At 32.9% G+C, this 17,696-nt stretch carries 18 protein-coding genes; 10 read left to right on the forward strand and 8 right to left on the reverse strand.

The window, feature by feature from the left end; translation table 11 throughout:
- The first annotated feature begins 21 nt into the window (after positions 1 to 21).
- Positions 22 to 411: a cation transporter gene (locus tag ABD011_RS01320; RefSeq protein ID WP_343795180.1), complete on the forward strand. Its 390-nt coding sequence runs from the start codon at positions 22 to 24 to the stop codon at positions 409 to 411.
- 62 nt (positions 412 to 473) lie between these two features.
- Here ABD011_RS01320 and ABD011_RS01325 read toward each other — a convergent pair whose 3' ends face one another.
- Both ABD011_RS01325 and ABD011_RS01330 read right to left on the reverse strand, forming a co-directional pair.
- Positions 474 to 1,013 (reverse strand): YciI family protein, encoded by a 540-nt coding sequence (locus ABD011_RS01325; protein WP_343795181.1) that lies wholly within the window; start codon positions 1,011 to 1,013, stop codon positions 474 to 476.
- A complete protein-coding gene (locus ABD011_RS01330) occupies positions 1,010 to 1,483 on the reverse strand; it encodes a CYTH domain-containing protein (RefSeq protein WP_343795182.1) in 474 nt (157 codons plus the stop codon). The genes ABD011_RS01325 and ABD011_RS01330 overlap by 4 nt, the downstream gene beginning before the upstream one ends.
- A gap of 90 nt (positions 1,484 to 1,573) precedes the next feature.
- Between ABD011_RS01330 and dinB the strand changes: the two genes are divergently transcribed.
- From dinB to ABD011_RS01350, 4 genes are all read left to right on the forward strand, one after another.
- Positions 1,574 to 2,683 (forward strand): DNA polymerase IV, encoded by a 1,110-nt coding sequence (gene dinB, locus ABD011_RS01335; protein ID WP_134198268.1) that lies wholly within the window; start codon positions 1,574 to 1,576, stop codon positions 2,681 to 2,683.
- A gap of 166 nt (positions 2,684 to 2,849) precedes the next feature.
- Entirely contained in the window at positions 2,850 to 3,788 is a 939-nt protein-coding gene (locus tag ABD011_RS01340) for a hypothetical protein (RefSeq protein ID WP_262733545.1), read from the forward strand.
- 295 nt (positions 3,789 to 4,083) lie between these two features.
- Positions 4,084 to 4,920: a receptor L domain-containing protein gene (locus ABD011_RS01345; RefSeq protein ID WP_343795183.1), complete on the forward strand. Its 837-nt coding sequence runs from the start codon at positions 4,084 to 4,086 to the stop codon at positions 4,918 to 4,920.
- A gap of 362 nt (positions 4,921 to 5,282) precedes the next feature.
- Positions 5,283 to 6,722, forward strand: coding sequence for a hypothetical protein (locus ABD011_RS01350; protein WP_343795184.1), 1,440 nt, complete (start codon positions 5,283 to 5,285; stop codon positions 6,720 to 6,722).
- A gap of 210 nt (positions 6,723 to 6,932) precedes the next feature.
- Here the strand turns inward: ABD011_RS01350 and pyk are convergent, their stop codons facing one another.
- The 5 genes from pyk to ABD011_RS01375 form a co-directional block, all read right to left on the reverse strand.
- Positions 6,933 to 8,375, reverse strand: a complete 1,443-nt coding sequence (pyk, locus tag ABD011_RS01355; RefSeq protein WP_134198272.1) for a pyruvate kinase — start codon at positions 8,373 to 8,375, stop codon at positions 6,933 to 6,935.
- Positions 8,376 to 8,378: 3 nt separating this feature from the next.
- Positions 8,379 to 8,858, reverse strand: a complete 480-nt coding sequence (locus tag ABD011_RS01360) for an IPExxxVDY family protein (RefSeq protein WP_131506464.1) — start codon at positions 8,856 to 8,858, stop codon at positions 8,379 to 8,381.
- 115 nt (positions 8,859 to 8,973) lie between these two features.
- On the reverse strand, positions 8,974 to 9,720 hold the full coding sequence (rnc, locus tag ABD011_RS01365) for a ribonuclease III (protein WP_129759884.1): 747 nt from the start codon (positions 9,718 to 9,720) through the stop codon (positions 8,974 to 8,976).
- Positions 9,721 to 9,727: 7 nt separating this feature from the next.
- Positions 9,728 to 10,978, reverse strand: coding sequence for a beta-ketoacyl-ACP synthase II (fabF, locus tag ABD011_RS01370; RefSeq protein ID WP_129759883.1), 1,251 nt, complete (start codon positions 10,976 to 10,978; stop codon positions 9,728 to 9,730).
- Positions 10,979 to 10,991: 13 nt separating this feature from the next.
- Entirely contained in the window at positions 10,992 to 11,225 is a 234-nt protein-coding gene (locus ABD011_RS01375; RefSeq protein WP_008269813.1) for an acyl carrier protein, read from the reverse strand.
- Between the two features lie 184 nt (positions 11,226 to 11,409).
- On the opposite strand from ABD011_RS01375, the gene purN reads away from it, so the two are divergent.
- The 5 genes from purN to ABD011_RS01400 are packed head-to-tail and all read left to right on the forward strand — an operon-like array spanning position 11,410 to position 16,270.
- Positions 11,410 to 11,976 (forward strand): phosphoribosylglycinamide formyltransferase, encoded by a 567-nt coding sequence (gene purN, locus ABD011_RS01380; RefSeq protein WP_343795185.1) that lies wholly within the window; start codon positions 11,410 to 11,412, stop codon positions 11,974 to 11,976.
- A gap of 10 nt (positions 11,977 to 11,986) precedes the next feature.
- Positions 11,987 to 12,682, forward strand: coding sequence for a cyclase family protein (locus tag ABD011_RS01385; protein WP_343795186.1), 696 nt, complete (start codon positions 11,987 to 11,989; stop codon positions 12,680 to 12,682).
- Positions 12,683 to 12,688: 6 nt separating this feature from the next.
- Positions 12,689 to 13,330 (forward strand): ribonuclease H1 domain-containing protein, encoded by a 642-nt coding sequence (locus tag ABD011_RS01390; protein WP_131506461.1) that lies wholly within the window; start codon positions 12,689 to 12,691, stop codon positions 13,328 to 13,330.
- 56 nt (positions 13,331 to 13,386) lie between these two features.
- Positions 13,387 to 14,313, forward strand: coding sequence for a PfkB family carbohydrate kinase (locus ABD011_RS01395; protein WP_343795187.1), 927 nt, complete (start codon positions 13,387 to 13,389; stop codon positions 14,311 to 14,313).
- A gap of 58 nt (positions 14,314 to 14,371) precedes the next feature.
- Positions 14,372 to 16,270, forward strand: coding sequence for an amidophosphoribosyltransferase (locus ABD011_RS01400; RefSeq protein ID WP_131506459.1), 1,899 nt, complete (start codon positions 14,372 to 14,374; stop codon positions 16,268 to 16,270).
- A gap of 704 nt (positions 16,271 to 16,974) precedes the next feature.
- Here ABD011_RS01400 and ABD011_RS01405 read toward each other — a convergent pair.
- Positions 16,975 to 17,583, reverse strand: a complete 609-nt coding sequence (locus ABD011_RS01405; RefSeq protein ID WP_343795188.1) for a superoxide dismutase — start codon at positions 17,581 to 17,583, stop codon at positions 16,975 to 16,977.
- Positions 17,584 to 17,696: the final 113 nt, after the last annotated feature.

Consider the following 17,696-nt stretch of genomic DNA (forward strand, 5'->3'; position numbering starts at 1 on the left):
AGGAGAAAAATTTAATTCATTATGAAAACAATAAAAAATATATTAGTTGTCTCTGTTTTAGCACTTTTTATAGTGTCTTGTAAAAACGATGCAAAACCTGAAGTTAAAACTGTAGAGACCAATGTTGAAGAAACTTCAGTAAAGTTGGACCCAAATGCTACTTACGCAAAAGCTGAGTTTGGTATTGAAGGAATGACATGTGCTATTGGTTGTGCAAAAACCATCGAAAAGAAACTTGCTAAAATGGAAGGTGTAAAATCTGCTACTGTAGATTTTGACAAGCATTTAGCAATGGTTGAGTATGACGAAGCTAAAGTTACCACAAGCTCTTTAGAAGAAGCGGTTACTAAAGCTGGTGATATGTATAAAGTTAATAACATGAAAACGGTTGAATCGTTCTCAAACAAATAAAAAGGTTAGTTACTAACTATCATTAAATAAAAAAGCCACTCAAAAATGAGTGGCTTTTTTTATTATCGTAAAGGAAACCCTTTTGCTGCCCACCAAGGATGGATTTCAATTTCCAGTCGTCCTGCTTGTACCATTGGATCTGCATTTGCTAAACTGTCGGCCATTTTTTGTGTTGGCACATTGTATATGGTAATACCTCTTATATCTCCATCGTCGCCAAAAGGTCCTGAAATATCAGCATAACCTAAATCATACATTTTTTGTAAATGTGCTAAATGCTCTTCCTGTAAAATTGCAGCTTCTTCTTCATTTTGATTTCGTATTGTACCTCGCTTTAAAAAAGCAATAAAATACTGTTGCATGATTATAGTGTCTTGCGTTTTTTCATCAACATAATCAAAGGTCTTAAACCCTTTTGCTGTAAGTTCATTTTTTAACTCACTAATAGACTTTTCATGTGTTGCCTCTTCATCTACTTCAATAAGGGTTGAGTCCTCAACAGCCTCAATGGGTTTTTCTATTTCAGTAGTGGTTTGTTTAAGCTCTTCTTTGCATGCAACATATAATAATGCTACAATGCACAATGGTAATAGTCTTTTCATAACTTCCAAGTGTTGTATGGTTTTTTGCTTATTTGTGAATTATAATATTTAATGTCTCCTGTTACTTCTTCTCCTAACCAATCGGGTTTTTCAAAATGTTCATCTTTGGAGCTTAGTTCAACTTCGGCAATAATTAAGCCTTCATTATCTCCAAAAAATTCATCAACTTCAAAGATATGTTGTGCAACTTTAATCTCATAACGCATTTTGTCAATCACTCCTTTTTCGCAGAGTTTTAAAAGCGCTTCAGCATCTGTTTTATCGATGTCTTTTTCCCATTCAAAACGCGATAATCCATCAGTTGTAGATGGTCCTTTTACAGTCAATACACCTTTATCGCCTTTCAGTCTTACTCTAACTGTTCGTGCTTTGTCAGTATTTAAAAACCCTTGTACTATATGCATTTTTGAATACGCTTGGTTTTTAAACGCATGAGAAGTTACTAAAAATTTACGTTCTATTTCAATCATAGTTTTGACTAAATGAGCAGGATATCAATTCACGCTTTAAAATACAAATTTTGAGATTCCTGCCTTCGCAGGAATTAGTAAATTTACACTATGCAAAACGATTTACCAATACGAAAGATTATTCATGTAGATATGGATGCTTTTTATGCATCTGTAGAGCAAATGGACAATCCTGAATTAAAAGGTAAACCCATTGCTGTTGGTGGTAGTAGTAAACGTGGTGTTGTAAGTGCTGCAAGCTACGAAGCCAGAACATTTGGTGTAAGAAGTGCTATGAGTGGCGTTAAAGCAAGACGTCTTTGTCCTGAGCTTATTTTTGTGCGTCCGCGTTTTGATCGCTACCATGAAATTTCTAAAAAAATCAGGAAAATTTTTCATGATTATACCGATTTGGTAGAACCGTTATCGCTTGATGAAGCTTATCTTGATGTTACCCAAAACAAAAAAGGACACCCAAGCGCAACACTTATTGCTAAAGATATAAGGCAACGTATTTTTAATGAAGTTGGCTTAACTGCTTCTGCAGGAATTTCTATCAATAAATTTATTGCAAAAGTAGCTAGCGATTACAATAAACCTAATGGACAAAAAACCGTGAATCCTGAAGAAGTGCTTGAGTTTTTAGAAGCTCTAGACATTAGAAAATTTTATGGTGTTGGTAAGGTTACTGCCGAAAAAATGTACCAAAAAGGCATTTTTACAGGAAAGGATTTAAAAGCAAAATCACTGGAATATCTAGATGCACATTTTGGTAAATCTGGGCGTTACTATTACTATGTGGTTAGAGGCATTCATAACAGCGAAGTAAAGCCAAATAGAACCAGAAAATCTTTAGCTGCTGAACGCACCTTTAGTGAAAACCTGTCTTCTGAAGTGTTTATGCTTGAAAAACTAGACCATATTGCTGAAGAAGTAGCACGACGTTTAAACAAAAGCTCAGTTGCTGGAAAAACTGTCACCTTAAAAATAAAATACAGCGATTTTACACTACAAACACGTAGTAAAACCTTACCTTATTTTATTAGTGATAAGAGTATTATTTTAGAGACTGCTAAAGATTTATTGTACCAAGACAAGTTGAGCAATTCGGTACGTTTATTGGGTATTTCATTATCTAATTTAAACACTGAAACTTCTAAAAAAAGCACTGTAAAAACACCCGAAAAAGCAGTGAGTGTACAATTGCAGTTTGAGTTTTAAGGTATTTGAATTTATCAAAAAAATATCGACCTTAGTTTAACTGTGATATTGATGATTAAAACTATCCATATCTTTATCATTTACTCAGTCAAAAGACATACTCGCTCATTTTAGTTTTTAGTAAACGTAATTCAACATTAAATTTGAAAATCAAAATGTAAAATTCATGAAAAACATTTTAGTCATAATTTTCCTGCTTTTCAGTTCAATTACTTTTGGGCAAAAAGTTATAATCAAGGGAGTTGCAATTGATACTACTAAAAACAGGAATAGAGTTAGAATTTCAGTTAACGATACACTTTCAAAATATTTTTCAGCAGATTTACCAAAATACAATAGACATTCAGAAATTACTAAAAACAAAGATTTATTTGTGACAGCAGATGAAAATGGAAATTTTAAAATAAAGGTAAAATTGACTGACTCATTATTTTTCAAATCTCCGCAACACATAACTGAATCATATCTTGTTTCAGATTTGGCTAAAAGAGATAGTATAAGAATTGAATTAAAACCAAAAGTTTGCACTGAATATATTCCTTGCAAAGAAAAACCTAAAATGCTTTATGCGTTTATTGGAAAAAAAATAAATGTAGAACCTGCTGATGACGTTTATTATTGCAATATAATCTCAATGGATTCAAAGTATGATGCTAAATATAAAATCCTTGAAAATTTGCATGGTGATTATCCTAAAGATACAATAAGTTTTATTTCGTATGACCATTTTTCTATAAAAAAATATAGCGATTTTGAAAATGTATTAATATATGTTGCTGATTATTGTGGTGAGTTAATTCATGTCAAATATCAATATCACAATTTATATAAAACTATTGACGGAAAATGGGCTTCGCCATATAATCCTTATATCTATAGAAAAATTGATTCAACATTTCACATAAAGCCAAGAAAAATTGAATTTGAAAAACCAATGGAATTTGAGTTTAAAGAAGAGAATTTGGAATTAATAAAAGAAAAATACCCTGAACCTTATTATGAGATTAAAAATGGAAAGGTTAAGGTTTTATATGGTAATTATCCGAATGAACTTTTTGAATTAAAAAAACTCACAGTTCTGAAAGAATTAGGTTTTTTTAAATAAAAACTACTGGTAACAACGTGTATAATCTATTACTCGCTTATTGCTAAACCAATAACAAGCTACTATCTCCTAAAATAAAAAAAACACTGTAAAAACACCCGAAAAAGCAGTGAGTGTACAATTGCAGTTTGAATTTTAAGGTATTTGACTTTATCAAAAAAATTGTCGAACTTCGTTTAACATAAGCTAAAAACTAGTCTTTAAGAAAGTTATTAGTTGTAATTTTTTTAAAAACTTAACACAACCATTTAATAATATTTACATCTATATCATGAGAACCACAAATAACTAAATTATGAGAAAAACATTATTTCTATTACTGCTTAATTCATTTCTCTCTTGTTCCAATGACAATTCATTAGAAAATAATGAAAATATTTTTATTGGTGATGTCAATTTATTGACTCAAGAGGAGGTAGAGTCTTTTGGTTCAAATAATTATACTGAAATTACAGGCGACTTAAATATTGGTGACCCAAATTTTATAACTGATATAAATAACTTAGGATTTTTATCCTCATTAGAAGAAGTAGGTAATTTATCTATTTCTGTTGATGATTTAGTTAACCTTAATGGACTAAATAATTTAACAGTTGTAAATGGTGATTTTTATATTCGTTCTATTAATACTATGGAAAATTTTAGTGGTCTTGATAATTTAACTGAAATTAATGGTGATTTTAAAATTGTGCGTTCTTTATTTCAAAATCTTACGGGTTTAGATAATCTGAATACTATTAATGGAAATTTAGAGATTTCTTCGGGTTATGCATTAACTTCTCTTTCAGGTCTTTTATTATCAACAATTGGAGGTGATTTAATGATAGAAAACTGTGATTTTCTGACTAATTTATCAGGTGCAGAAACCTTGACAGCTATAAATGGAAATTTATATATTCAGAATAATGATAATTTAACTTCATTAATTGGGTTAGAAAACTTATTAGTAACAGATGATATTATAATTGGAGGTGAAACACAGTTTGGTTGGGATGCACCAAATGAATTATTGTCTGATTTCTGTGATCTAACAAATCTCTTCAACAATGGCATCTATGGAGAATTAGTAATTACAAATAATCTATATAATCCTTCTTTGGATGATATTCTAAATAATAACTGCAGCCTATAAACTATAGCTTACAATTACTGCAATTTATTGTGATCAAAATTCCTGTCGGAATTTCAACGCATTTTTACTACCTTTCGGCTATTATGGAAAAGATCTTGAGAATTTTTTCGCAACTTTTTTCATATACAAATATGTTAAACGAAAACCCACTTTCTAGCACTCGTCTATGACAAGTTGCTATGTTCCTAAATAAAAAAGCCACTGTAAAAACACCCGAAAAAGCAGTGAGTGTACAACTGCAGTTTGAGTTTTAAGCTATTTGAATTTATCAAAAAATAGTCGTACTTCGTTTAACTGTCGATATAGTTTATTGAAATAACACATATCTTTATTATAGTAGGCCAATACAAAAACAAAATTAAATGAAGAAAATAGCTTTCATAACCATTCTTTCTCTATTTGCACTTAATTGTAGTAACGATAGTGATAATGAAACCGAGCAAATAAATCCCCAAGATATAGATGGTGATGGTGTGACAAACCATCAAGAAGTAATCGATGGAACTGACCCAGAGATTCAGTGTAGTTTTGTTCTTGAACATCAATACTATCCTGATACATCTAATTCATGGAGAAATTCAGATTGTGATGGAGATGGTGTAATCAATAAAGATGAATTAGATTACAATAATGATGAAATTATAGACCAAAACTTTACTTCACCGCAAGACAAATGTGATTTTGTCTTTTCCCATCAGACTGTTGAACCAAAAGACCATTGGTATAATTTTGATTGTGATGGCGATGGGGTTTCTAATGGAACTGAAAGGATTGATCAAACAGACCCAACTGATAATTGTGAATTTGTACTTTCTAGTCAAAATTTGGAACCAGACATTTTTTGGAATTTTGCCGATTGTGATGAGGATGGCAGAAACAATCAACTTGAACTAACCGAAAACACTGACCCGTTAGACCCAACAGATTTTTCTGGCATGGGAACGAATTTGTTAATATTAAAAAACTACTTTGTTAATCGATATGCTCCCGTAATAGGCGGACCTTTCGTTAATGAGGATATTTTAGACTCTCAAGAATATTTTTCATTAAATAGTGGCACTCACCGATTTGATTCCTATGAAAATGAAAATGGTAACAATGTAACATTTGATTATGATGTAAATAATCGTTTAGTTTCTGTATCCCAAATTTTTGGAGTTAATACAACTACAGTTAATTATGAGTATAATAGCAATAGTCAAGTCATAGCTACTACCACCCAAAGCGGGTCTTTGACTTCAGTAATACAATACCAATATTCTGGAAGCACAATTAGTGGTTACAATCAAAACAACGAACTAATCCTAAATATTCAATTAAACGCAAATGGAAAAATCCAGAGCAGGACTTATTATACATATACCGATAATAGTTTACCTAATTATAGCATCTCACATTATTCCTATGATAATTCAAATCGTCTAATCGAAAAATTAACAGATCAGTATTTATATATAGAGAGTACTCAGAGTTATACTATAACAAATGGTGTTTCTGGTTCTACTTGGGAATATCAAGAAACTTCACAGAATCCAATACGTGAAGCGACAAATACAATTCTAACACACATCTATTTAACACCTTTAATAAGTCAAGCTGTTTCATTAAATGAAGCCAGTTATTCTAATGAACAATTCTCTAGCGTTTCAAGTTATTATCCCAACGCTACAAATGGAGGGTTTTATAATTCTACGTATAACGACTTTATTAATCAGCAAAATGGCTTTCCCCTCCATGTATCTGACAGTTGGAGCACAAATGACGGTGAAGGACAAATAAGGTCTCTTTATTATTATGAATAAATAAACAAAAGTACTAGCTACAACAACGTGTATAATCTATTACTCGCTTATTGCTAAACCAATAACAAGCTACTATCTACTAAAATAAAAAAGCCACTGAAAATTTTCAGTGGCTTTTTTATTTGCGTTAGCGATTGCAGCATTGTTGGAGCTCCTCAAAGAGAGCGACTGCGGAAAGCGCGACCCTTGTGGTAACGCCCAAAAAATAATTTAAAAACTACAGCTTGTAATTTCAGTAACTCTTAGTGTGTTTACCATACCTTTTTCTTGTATAGGCATTGCAGCAAGACTTACCAGCATATCTCCTGTTTCTAGATAGCCTTTTTTACAGGCAATAGCGTTGACGTCTTCAATGGTTTCATCTGTACTTACAAACTTATCATAATAAAACGCTTTAACTCCCCAAAGCAAGCTTAGTTGTGTTAAAATACGTTTGTTGGATGTAAATACCAAGATGTGAGAACTTGGTCTCCAAGCCGAAATTTGAAACGCTGTATAACCACTATTGGTTAATGTAGAAATGGCTTTGGCGTCAATTTCGTTTGCCATATGTGCTGCATGGTAGCAGATAGATTTTGTAATGTAACGCTTGGTACGAATGTGTGGTGGCGATTGTGGTACTTGTATAAGTGGCGAATCTTCAACACTTCTAATAATGTTTGCCATTTGCCTAATAACTTGCACTGGATAACTCCCAACCGATGTTTCTCCTGAAAGCATTACTGCATCTGCTCCATCCATAACCGAGTTTGCCACATCGTTAACCTCAGCACGTGTTGGTGTTAAACTAGAAATCATGGTTTCCATCATTTGCGTAGCAATAATTACAGGAATTCTTGCACGTTTTGCTCGTAATACCAATTGCTTTTGGATAAGCGGAACTTCCTCGGCTGGAATTTCTACTCCTAAATCACCACGAGCTACCATTAATCCGTCGCAATAAGCAACAATTTTATCGATATTCTCAACAGCTTCAGGTTTTTCAATCTTAGCGATAATTGGAATTTTATGTTCGCTATGTTCTTTGATAAGTTCTTCGAGCTGAATTAAATCTTCAGCGTGACGCACAAACGATAACGCAATCCAATCTACTTGCATTTTTATTGCAAAAATGGCATCTTCGATATCTTTTTCAGTAAGTGCAGGTTGTGAAATATTAGTGTTAGGAAGGTTAACTCCTTTTTTAGATTTTAAGGGTCCACCTTGAATAACGCGTGCTTTTACTTCCGATTTTTTATCGGTTGAAACCACTTCAAAAATTAATTTTCCGTCGTCTAAAAGTATGCGTTCTCCTGGTTTTGCATCTTGTGGAAAGCTATCATAAGTCATGTAAACACGTTCTTTTGTGCCTTCAAAACGTTTTCCGGTTGCAAAAATAATTTCGTCACCTTCATTAACGATGACTTCGCCTTTCATTACGCCAACACGAAGTTTTGGACCTTGCAAATCGCCTAAAATGGCTGCATTGTATCCAAACTCATCGTTAAGCTCTCTTATCATTTTTATACGCTGTTCAACATCTTTATAGTCGGCATGTGAAAAGTTAATTCTAAACACATCAACACCTTCCTCAAGCATGCCTTTTAAAACATCTTTTGTACTGGTTGCTGGTCCTAATGTTGCTACTATTTTGGTTTTCTTTCTTTTTGGCATTAATTAAAAAATTAAGTGGTCTTTAGATTTTAGTTGTTCTACATCTACACTGTAAGCTGTGATAACTTGTGGTATAGACTGTATTTTATTGAGAATTATTTTCTCGTTTAAATATTGGGTGTCATTATCTATTTTAAACAGATAGTCAACGTTTTTCAATTCTGGTAATAGGTGATATGTTTTTAGGACTTTGCCTTGAGCTTCAAATAAAGATCCTGTACTTTGCAGGCTGTCTTCTTCTTTTTTACACACGTTAGACATGAGGTTCCAAGTAGTGTATTGTTCTTTGTCTTCCCACTCATAAATAGAGTAAGATGCCGAAAAATACTTGTAGTCTAAATCTTGTGGTTTACGCTCTAAATTTATCTCTAAATTTTTATTAAGAAGATAAGCCAATCTATAATCTTCCAGTCTGCAATGAATAGCTAAAAGCGTGAAAGAAGCATCATAGAAATCGTCAACAAGTAATTTATGCAATGCCATAATTAATCAACTATACGATGTAAATATAGTATAATATAATAATTAAAAAATGAAGTTAACATTAATCTTATCAAGACCTGTTAACGAAAACGTTTGAATTTTTACAAGCGTCTAATTATTCGTTAAAAAATTTGGTGATTTTATTTTGAAACGCAAAAAAAGCACGTTTTGAAGCTTTTTCTTCGGCTTTCTTTTTTGAAGTTGCTCTTGCCTTTGCCACCACTTTATCGTCTATAGATAACTTAACCGAAAAGTGTTTTAGGTTATCGTTTCCTGTGTCTTCATACACATTGTAGTCAAAGGTCTTTTTTTCTTTTTGGCACCACTCAATAAGTAAGCTTTTGTAGCTAATAACCTTACCTTCGAGGGTTTCAATATCAACATGCGGATTAATTACTCTTTTAAAAATAAATTTTTCGCAGTATCTATAACCTCTGTCTAAAAATATGGCTCCAACTAAGGCTTCAAAAAGATTACCATGAATGTTATTACCAAAATTGGATTTTGAAATTTTGCTTTCTACAAAGTCAATTAAATTAAGCTCTTTACCCAATTCGTTAAGGTGTTCTCTACTTACAATTTTAGAACGCATTTTTGTAAGATAGCCTTCATCTCCATGAGGAACTTCACTAAAAAGATAAGCTGCTATTACTGAGCTTAACATGGCATCGCCAACAAACTCTAACCTTTCATAGTTAATTGCATTTCCTTTTTTGTCCTTTATATTCATAGAACGATGGGTAAATGCAGTAATGTAGTAGTTCTTGTTTTTGGGTTTAAACCCTAGAATATTTTTTAGTTGCAAAAAAAAATTCCCGTTATCGTTAGAACGGGAATTTAATATGTTACGAATGTAATTCATTCAGGAATTAATCTAATTTTTTAAATAATACACAAGCATTGTGACCTCCAAATCCAAATGTATTACTCATAGCAACTTTAACGTCTCTTTTTTGAGCTTTATTTAATGTTAAATTTAATTCAGGATCAATAGTTTCATCTACTACTTCGTGGTTTATTGTTGGAGGCACTACACCATGTTCTATTGCTAAAATAGCAGCAATAGACTCTATAGCTCCTGCAGCTCCAAGTAAATGTCCAGTCATGGACTTAGTAGAGTTAATATTGATGTGTTTTGCGTGGTCACCAAACACTTCCGAAATCGCTTTAAGTTCAGCAACATCTCCAAGAGGTGTTGATGTACCATGCGTGTTGATATGGTCAACTTCTTCAGGGTTTATACCAGCATTATCTAAACAATTTCTCATTACAGCCATTACACCTATACCTTCAGGGTGAGGAGCTGTCATATGATGCGCATCTGAAGACAATCCGCCTCCAATAACTTCAGCATATATTTTTGCACCTCTTGCTTTAGCATGCTCGTACTCTTCAAGAATTATTGCTCCTGCGCCTTCTCCTAATACAAAACCATCTCTGGTTGCGTCAAAAGGTCTTGAAGCGGTTTCAGGACTTTCGTTTCTTGTTGATAATGCATGCATAGCATTAAAACCACCCATTCCAGCAATGGTTACTGCTGCTTCACTACCACCAGTTACTATAACATCACAGTGCCCTAAACGAATATAGTTTAAAGCATCAATCATAGCATTGGCAGAGGATGCACAGGCAGATACTGTTGTGTAATTAGGACCCATAAATCCATGTTTAATAGATATGTTTCCTGGAGCAATATCTGCAATCATTTTTGGGATGAAAAATGGATTAAATCTTGGTGTTCCATCTCCAGCCGCAAAGTTTAGTACTTCGTCCTGGAATGTTTCCAAACCTCCAATACCTGCTCCCCAAATAACTCCAACTTTCAATTTATCAACAGCCTCAAGATCTAGTTTCGCATCTGCAATAGCTTCATCAGAAGCTACCATTGCATATTGCGTAAATCTGTCCATCTTTCTAGCTTCTTTTCTGTCAAGAAAATCGGTAGCGTTAAAGTTTTTTAATTCGCAAGCGAATTTGGTTTTGAACTTTTCAGTATCAAAATATGTTATAGGTGCTGCACCACTTTTTCCTTGTAATAAGCCTTCCCAATATTGATCTTTGGTATTGCCTATAGGAGTAAGTGCACCTAACCCAGTAACTACAACTCGCCTTAATTCCATAAATTAACGTGAATTATTTTGCTTCTTCTATATATGAGATAGCTTGACCAACTGTTGCAATGTTCTCAGCTTGATCATCTGGAATTTGGATATCAAATTCCTTTTCGAATTCCATAATTAATTCTACAGTGTCTAATGAATCTGCTCCTAAATCGTTTGTGAAGCTTGCTTCAGTTACAACTTCGTTCTCATCAACACCTAATTTGTCTACGATAATCGCTTTTACTCTTGATGCAATGTCTGACATAATTTTTAAATTTTAAGTTTTAATTAGAGCGCAAAAATAAAAAAACTTTATTTAATACACATCTTTACTTTAAAAATGTGAATGTAATTTACTAAAATTACTTTTAAGTATTTCTATTTTGGCTTCTAATTGTTAATAATTATTCTTTTTTTTGTTTCGAATAATCCTAACATTATATCTGTAAATGAAACGTATTGTAATTTTTGCGTCCGGAAGTGGAACCAATGCTGAAAATTTAATTAAGTTTTTTCACAACAGAGATAATGCGTCTGTTATTCAGGTGTTGACCAACAATCCTCATGCCAAAGTACTAGAACGCGCAAAAAACCTGAACGTTAGCGCTTTATCATTCAACAGAGTTGCTTTCTCAAAAACCGATGATGTCCTAAACATCCTAAAAGCTGCTCAACCAGACTTAATAATACTAGCTGGTTTTTTATGGAAGTTTCCTGAGCATATTTTACAACATTTCCCTAATAAAGTCATTAATATTCATCCTGCTTTATTACCTAAATATGGAGGAAAAGGTATGTACGGTATGCACGTTCATGAAGCTGTTGTAGCAAATAACGAAACCGAAACTGGTATTACCATTCATTATGTTAACGAAAACTATGATGAAGGTGCTATTATTTTTCAGGCTAAATGTAGTGTAGAATCATCTGATACTGCTGAAACTGTAGCGGCAAAAATTCATGAGCTTGAAATGGAGCATTTTCCAAAAGTAGTTGAAGACTTATTAAAGTCATAATACTAAGGCAATGACTGAAATTATAGATTTAAGCCAAGACATTTATGAAGGTATGCCTGTTTATAAAGATTTGCCTCAAGTAAAAATGTCTGTTCATAACACCCACGAAGATTGGGATGGCGATTTTGATTCTAAAACCAAAACGCCTGCTGTACATAAACTAGAATTAGGCGAGCATACAGGCACTCATGTTGACGCTTTAAACCACATGGCAAAACAATATAAAGGTCAGTCTATCGACACAATGCCTTTATCAATGTTTTATACAGAAGGAATTTGCTTAGACCTTTCTCACAAATCTTTTAAAGAACTAATTGAAATAAGTGATTTGGAAACTGCTTGTAAAAAGCAAGGCGTAAGTATTAAAAAAAATGATACTGTATTAATTTATACTGACCATTATAGAAAAGCATTTGGAACGGAAAACTGGAGCAAAGGACCAGGAATTAGTGCAGAAGCAGCCAGATGGTTGGGAAATCAAAAAATTGCTGCTTTTGGAGTGGAAACAATGTCTCCAGGTGTTTCAGGAATTTCAAACAAAGAAGTACATCATATTTGTGGTGAATTAGGATTTACGCACTATGAAAACATGGTTAATTTATATAAATTAATAGGAAGAAAAAGATTTCGTTTTATTGCCTTACCTTTAAAGATTAAAGGAGGAACAGGTTCTCCTGTAAGAGCTGTTGCTGTTTTTGAAAATTAGTAGTTCATGTCCAAAAAAAAGAAAAAATACTACACAGTTTGGAAAGGTCACCACACAGGTGTTTTTGAGTCTTGGGATGATTGCAAAGCTCAAATAAAAGATTTTCAAGGCGCTCAATACAAATCGTTTCCCACATTTGAAGCCGCTAAAAAGGCTTTAAAAGGTAATTATTTTGACTACGTAGGGAAAAACAAAACATTTAAAAGTGAACTTTCTGAAGAACAATTAAAAAAAATAGGTCAGCCTAATTACAACTCTATTTCTGTTGATGCAGCTTCTAGCGGAAACCCTGGAAAAATGGAATATAGAGGTGTGGATACTAAAACCAAAAAGCAGCTTTTTATTCAAGGTCCTTTTGAAGAAGGCACAAATAATATTGGTGAATTTTTAGCCATTGTTCATGGTTTAGCTCTGCTAAAAAAGAAAAACAGTAATTGCATAATATATACCGATTCTAAAACTGCAATGAGTTGGGTAAAAAAGAAAACCTGCAATACCAAACTAGAGCGCAATGATAAAAACAAGGTACTCTTTGAACTTGTTGACAGAGCAGTAAATTGGTTAAAAAACAATACTTACACTACTGTAATTGTAAAATGGGAAACCAAAGCTTGGGGAGAAATTCCTGCAGATTTCGGCAGAAAATAATATTCGTTATTTAGAGCTTAAAACCCTATCTTTGCACAAAATTTTGAAATCTCTTTATGAGTAAATTAGTCATTGTAGGTACTGTAGCTTTTGATGCTATTGAAACACCTTTCGGAAAAACCGATAAGATATTAGGTGGAGCAGCAACTTTTATAGGTTTGTCTGCCTCACAGTTTAATGTAGATTCTGCAATTGTATCGGTTGTTGGAGGAGATTTTCCTCAAGAATATTTAGATTTATTATCTGAAAAAAATATTGATATTTCAGGAATAGAAATCATAAAAGACGGTAAAACGTTCTTTTGGAGTGGTCGCTACCATAACGACATGAACTCTAGAGATACCTTAGCAACTGAGCTTAATGTATTAGCTGATTTTAATCCTGTTGTACCACAAGATTATAAAGACGCTGAAATTGTAATGCTTGGTAACTTACACCCAATAGTACAATCTAGTGTTTTGGATCAAATGACTAAAAAGCCAAAACTGGCTATTTTAGACACTATGAATTTTTGGATGGACTCAGCGCTTGAAGATTTACACAATGTTATAAAGCGTGTTGATGTTATTACCATTAACGATGAAGAAGCTAGACAATTAACAGGAGAATATTCTCTTGTAGTAGCAGCAAGAAAAATTCATGAAATGGGACCAAAATATGTAGTTATTAAAAAAGGAGAACATGGTGCATTATTGTTTCATAACGATAGTGTGTTTTATGCTCCTGCTTTACCTCTAGAAGAGGTGTTTGACCCAACTGGAGCAGGTGATACTTTTGCTGGTGGATTTGCAGGTTATTTAGCAAAAACAGGAGATGTCTCTTTTGAAAACATGAAAAACGCTGTTATTTATGGCTCTACACTGGCCTCATTTTGTGTAGAAAAATTTGGTACAGAGCGCATGAAAAACCTCCCTAAAAAAGAAGTTCATCAACGCTTGCAGCAGTTTAAAGACTTAACACAATTTGATATTGAACTAACATAAACCAACGCGCTCAAAACTGAGCGCGTTTTATTTTTGTAACTCACAACAACACAACACAATGAGTGATGCTTTAAAACACGAATGCGGAATCGCACAAATAAGGCTTTTAAAACCATTAGAATTTTATAAAGAAAAATATGGGAGTGCTTTTTATGGCGTAAACAAAATGTATCTCATGATGGAGAAACAGCACAATCGTGGACAAGATGGTGCAGGTTTTGCCAGCATTAAATTAGATACAACTCCAGGAGAACGTTATATAAGTAGAGTGCGCTCTATTGCTCAACAACCCATTCAAGATATTTTTGGGCAAATTAACGATCGTATCAATAAAGAATTAAGTGAACATCCTGAATATGCTGATGATGTAGAAGCACAAAAAAAGAACATTCCTTACATAGGAGAGGTGCTTTTAGGTCATGTTCGTTATGGAACATTTGGTAAAAACAGTGTAGAGAGTGTTCATCCGTTTTTAAGACAAAATAACTGGATGCACAGAAATCTTATTGTTGCAGGAAACTTTAACATGACCAATGTTAATCAGTTATTTGATGGTCTTGTAAGATTAGGACAACACCCAAAAGAAAAAGCCGACACAATTACCATTATGGAAAAAATCGGTCATTTTTTGGATGATGCTGTTTCTAAAGTTTACAAAAAACTAAAGCAAGAAGGTTACAGTAAACATGAGTGTTCTCCATTAATTGCCGAACGTCTTAATATTGCAAAGATCCTAAAAAAGTCATCCAAAAACTGGGATGGTGGTTATGCTATGGCTGGTTTACTTGGTCATGGAGATGCATTTGTATTAAGAGATCCTGCTGGTATAAGACCTGCATATTATTATAAAGATGATGAAGTTGTAGTAGTAGCTTCTGAGCGTCCTGTAATTCAAACTGTTTTTAATGTTCCGTTTGAAGAAGTAAAAGAACTAGAACCAGGACACGCTATTATTACCAAAAAATCTGGAGAAGTTTCAATAAAACAAATCATAGAGCCACTTGAAAGAAAAGCGTGTTCGTTTGAACGTATTTATTTTTCTAGAGGAAGTGATGCCGAAATTTATCAAGAAAGAAAAGAGCTAGGTAAACTGTTAATGCCTAAAGTGCTCAAATCTATTAATAACGACACACAAAACACTGTATTTTCATACATTCCAAATACTGCTGAAACGTCGTTTTTTGGAATGATTGAAACTGTAGAAAAACACCTTAACGAAAAGAAAACCCAAGCTATTTTAGATGGTAACGGTATGCTTTCGGCTGAACGTGTTACTGAAATACTATCGGAAAGACCTAGAATAGAAAAGGTTGCTATTAAAGATGTTAAACTAAGAACATTTATTACTGAAGACAGTAGTAGAGACGATTTGGTTGCGCACGTTTATGATGTAACGTATGGTGTTATAAAACCAAATGATAATCTTGTAATCATTGACGATAGTATTGTAAGAGGTACAACCCTTAAAAAGAGTATTATTAAAATGATGGACAGATTAAACCCTAAAAAAATTGTTGTGGTTTCATCTGCTCCTCAAATACGTTATCCTGACTGTTATGGAATTGACATGGCTAGACTAGAAGATTTAATTGCTTTTAGAGCTATGTTAGAATTATTAAAAGAAAACAACAAATATCACTTAGTTGAAGAAGTTTATAATAAATGTAAAGCTCAGGTCGATCTTGAAGACAAAGATGTACACAATTTTGTAAAAGATTTATATGATGTATTTACTGACGAAGAAATTTCTGATAAGATTTCAGAATTAATCTCTGACGACACAGTAAGCGCTAAAGTGGAAACCATTTTTCAATCGGTAGAAAATTTACACAAAGCTTGTCCTAAAAATTTAGGCGATTGGTACTTTACAGGCAACTACCCAACTGCTGGAGGTAACAGAGTGGTTAACAGGGCTTTCATTAATTTTTACGAAGGAAATAAAGAGCGTGCTTATTAAGCAAAAAACCGAGAAAAAACACACTTTATCCGAAAAAACGCGTTGTTTATCTAAAAAAAATGCATTTCATCTAATATTTGTACTTTGTTAACAAATTACGCATACTTTAGTAAGACCATAACATAAGTAGGTTAAGTTCATGGTAGATTTGGGGCAAAAAAAGGTGAACTCTTGTTCACCTTTTTTTATGCAATTCGTTTAAAATTTCCTTTCACATTTTCATTATATCTCATTTTAAGCTCAAAAAATTCCTTAAACTAATTTTTGTGTCGTTTATCTATTTTATTAACACTTTACTGTAAGTAGCTCTATATTAGTCATCACCATAACATAAGTAGGTTAAGTTTATGGTAGATTTGGGGCAAAAAAGGTGGACACTCGTTCACCTTTTTTATTTTTTCAAAATAGGTCTTCTCTCAAAAGCGATTTAAGCTAATAAAACTCAAAATCTTTAAAACCCTTAGATATATCAACATTTTTAACTAACAAAAAATCTTTTAAGCTAATTTATGTGTCGTTTATCTAATAAATTTAACAGTTTAAAACATGTCGCTATATATTTGCTGTCACCATAACATAAGTAGGTTAAGTTTATGGTAGATTTGGGGCAAAAAAGGTGGACACTCGTTCACCTTTTTTCATTTATAGAAATAAAAAACCAAGCCTATTCAGCTTGGTTCTTCATTAATTTATTTTTAGAAAAACTATTTTGCTTCTGCGTAACGTCTTTCTACTTCATTCCAGTTAATTACATTAAAAAATGCATTAATATAATCTGGTCTTCTATTTTGGTAATTTAAATAGTATGCGTGCTCCCAAACATCCAATCCTAAAATTGGTGTTCCTCCACAGCCTACTCCAGGCATTAATGGGTTATCTTGGTTTGGCGTAGAGCATACTTCAACTTTTCCGCCTTTATGTACACACAACCAAGCCCAACCTGAACCAAACTGAGTTGCTGCTGCTTTACTAAATGCATCTTTAAAAGCATCTACCGAACCAAATTCTGCTTCAATAGCATCTTTTAATTCTCCTGATAAATATCCTTTTCCTTCAGGATTCATAACATCCCAAAATAATGAGTGGTTGTAAAAACCTCCTCCATTATTTCTTACAGCCTTATTGTCCATATCTAAATTGTCTAAGATATTTTCAATTGTTTTTCCTTCTAAGTCTGTTCCTACAATTGCATTATTTAGGTTGTTTGTATATCCTTGATGGTGCTTTGAATGGTGTATTTCCATTGTACGTGCATCAATATTTGGTTCTAAAGCATCGTAAGCATATTTTAATTTTGGTAATTCAAAAGCCATAATATTTGATTTTTATGTTGTTATTGTTTATTTCTTCAAATTTACACATAATACGTAAAAAAACAGATGATTTAAAATAATATATTGTTATCAATCTATTGATTGTTTTTATA

Source organism: Gaetbulibacter jejuensis (genome assembly GCF_039524015.1).
Taxonomy (GTDB): domain Bacteria; phylum Bacteroidota; class Bacteroidia; order Flavobacteriales; family Flavobacteriaceae; genus Gaetbulibacter_B; species Gaetbulibacter_B jejuensis.

Bases quoted from the DNA above. Each gene is read 5' to 3' on its own strand.
- ABD011_RS01320 (WP_343795180.1), top strand. From the start codon at position 22: ATGAAAACAATAAAAAATATATTAGTTGTCTCTGTTTTAGCACTTTTT.
- ABD011_RS01325 (WP_343795181.1), bottom strand. From the start codon at position 1,013: ATGAAAAGACTATTACCATTGTGCATTGTAGCATTATTATATGTTGCA.
- ABD011_RS01330 (WP_343795182.1), bottom strand. From the start codon at position 1,483: ATGATTGAAATAGAACGTAAATTTTTAGTAACTTCTCATGCGTTTAAA.
- dinB (WP_134198268.1), top strand. From the start codon at position 1,574: ATGCAAAACGATTTACCAATACGAAAGATTATTCATGTAGATATGGAT.
- ABD011_RS01340 (WP_262733545.1), top strand. From the start codon at position 2,850: ATGAAAAACATTTTAGTCATAATTTTCCTGCTTTTCAGTTCAATTACT.
- ABD011_RS01345 (WP_343795183.1), top strand. From the start codon at position 4,084: ATGAGAAAAACATTATTTCTATTACTGCTTAATTCATTTCTCTCTTGT.
- ABD011_RS01350 (WP_343795184.1), top strand. From the start codon at position 5,283: ATGAAGAAAATAGCTTTCATAACCATTCTTTCTCTATTTGCACTTAAT.
- pyk (WP_134198272.1), bottom strand. From the start codon at position 8,375: ATGCCAAAAAGAAAGAAAACCAAAATAGTAGCAACATTAGGACCAGCA.
- ABD011_RS01360 (WP_131506464.1), bottom strand. From the start codon at position 8,858: ATGGCATTGCATAAATTACTTGTTGACGATTTCTATGATGCTTCTTTC.
- rnc (WP_129759884.1), bottom strand. From the start codon at position 9,720: ATGAATTACATTCGTAACATATTAAATTCCCGTTCTAACGATAACGGG.
- fabF (WP_129759883.1), bottom strand. From the start codon at position 10,978: ATGGAATTAAGGCGAGTTGTAGTTACTGGGTTAGGTGCACTTACTCCT.
- ABD011_RS01375 (WP_008269813.1), bottom strand. From the start codon at position 11,225: ATGTCAGACATTGCATCAAGAGTAAAAGCGATTATCGTAGACAAATTA.
- purN (WP_343795185.1), top strand. From the start codon at position 11,410: ATGAAACGTATTGTAATTTTTGCGTCCGGAAGTGGAACCAATGCTGAA.
- ABD011_RS01385 (WP_343795186.1), top strand. From the start codon at position 11,987: ATGACTGAAATTATAGATTTAAGCCAAGACATTTATGAAGGTATGCCT.
- ABD011_RS01390 (WP_131506461.1), top strand. From the start codon at position 12,689: ATGTCCAAAAAAAAGAAAAAATACTACACAGTTTGGAAAGGTCACCAC.
- ABD011_RS01395 (WP_343795187.1), top strand. From the start codon at position 13,387: ATGAGTAAATTAGTCATTGTAGGTACTGTAGCTTTTGATGCTATTGAA.
- ABD011_RS01400 (WP_131506459.1), top strand. From the start codon at position 14,372: ATGAGTGATGCTTTAAAACACGAATGCGGAATCGCACAAATAAGGCTT.
- ABD011_RS01405 (WP_343795188.1), bottom strand. From the start codon at position 17,583: ATGGCTTTTGAATTACCAAAATTAAAATATGCTTACGATGCTTTAGAA.